Origin of the sequence: Geobacter hydrogenophilus, assembly GCF_018501225.1 — a bacterium.
Lineage (GTDB): Bacteria > Desulfobacterota > Desulfuromonadia > Geobacterales > Geobacteraceae > Geobacter > Geobacter hydrogenophilus.
On the sequence record NZ_JAHCZI010000028.1, the window covers coordinates 1 to 1,282 of the forward strand.

At 59.3% G+C, this 1,282-nt stretch carries 1 protein-coding gene; it reads right to left on the reverse strand.

The window, feature by feature from the left end:
* Nucleotides 1-76: 76 nt before the first annotated feature.
* A protein-coding gene (locus KI811_RS18365) for an IS3 family transposase (RefSeq protein WP_214187918.1) occupies nucleotides 77-1,215 on the reverse strand; the annotation gives its coding sequence in 2 pieces (ribosomal slippage) (nucleotides 77-916 and nucleotides 919-1,215; 1,137 coding nt in all).
* Nucleotides 1,216-1,282: the final 67 nt, after the last annotated feature.

Consider the following 1,282-nt stretch of genomic DNA (forward strand, 5'->3'; position numbering starts at 1 on the left):
GTGAGGTGGTGCCGGTTTGTGAGACAGCCTGAAGGGGTGTTTAAGCAACGGCCCATGGTTGTTGGGTTTACAGGCTTCAGGCAGCCTTTTTCTCGGGCAGTCCTGCAAAGTAAACCTGGTCCGGGGTCCGCTTCTTGAGGGATTGATGGGGGCGGACGCTGTTATACCACGAAAACCAGGATGTAAGCTCCCGGGAAAGTTCGATCCCGGAATCAAAGCTCTTGAGATAGAGCCTCTCGTACTTGAGAGTACGCCACAGCCGCTCGACGAAGACGTTGTCGAGGCAGCGCCCTTTGCCGTCCATGCTGATCCGGATGCCGTTGGCAGTGAGCACGGAGGTAAAGGCTTCGCTGGTAAACTGGCAACCCTGGTCGGTGTTGAAGATCTCCGGGGTACCGAATCTGTTTAATGCTTCGTTCAGCGCCTCGACGCAAAACCTGCTGTCGAGGGTGTTGGACAGCCGCCAGGAAAGGACTTTGCGGGTTGACCAGTCCATGATGGCCACCAGATACATGAACCCCTTGGCCATGGGAATGTAGGTGATGTCGGCGGCCCAGACATGGTTGGGCCGGTCAATGGTCAGGCCCCGCAACAGATACGGATAGACCTGATGTTGTGGGTGGCGCTTGCTGGTTCCCGGCTTCGGGGCGACCGATTCGATCCCCATCAGCCGCATCAGGCGACTGATCCGCTTGCGGCCGACAACCTCATCCGAAGAGGAAAGCAGGGTGGCCATCGTTCTGCTGCCCGCCCAAGGCTGCTCCAGATACAGCTCATCGATGCGACGCATCAGCTCCAGGTCGCCGTCGCGCAGCCCTGTTGCCGGCCCCCGGTAGTAAGTGGACCGGGGCAGACCCAGCAGCTCACAGCGCCGCTCGATAGATACCTCGGGGTGGCCGGCGGCAATCACTTGCCGTTTCTGCGCCCGGGTGAGTTCAGTCCGGGCAGCCTGGACAAAAAATCGTTTTCCACCTTCAGTTGCCCGATCTGGCGGTAGAGCTCGGCAACCGTGGCGTCGTGGCTGGCCTCTTTCTTCTTCCCCTTACCGAAAAGGTCGGCGGCATTCTCGATCAAGTCCTGCTTCCAGCGGGTGATCTGAGAGGGGTGTACCTTGTACTCGCTGGCCAGCTCTGCCAGGGTCTTCTCCCCGGACAGAGCTGCCAGGGCAACCTGGGCCTTGAACTCGGCTGAGTGGTGCTTCCGTTTTCCGTGCATCGAACCGTCTCCTTTCATGTGCCGGTCCGTTGCTTATACACCTGTCTCATTTTCCGGGGCCACTTCA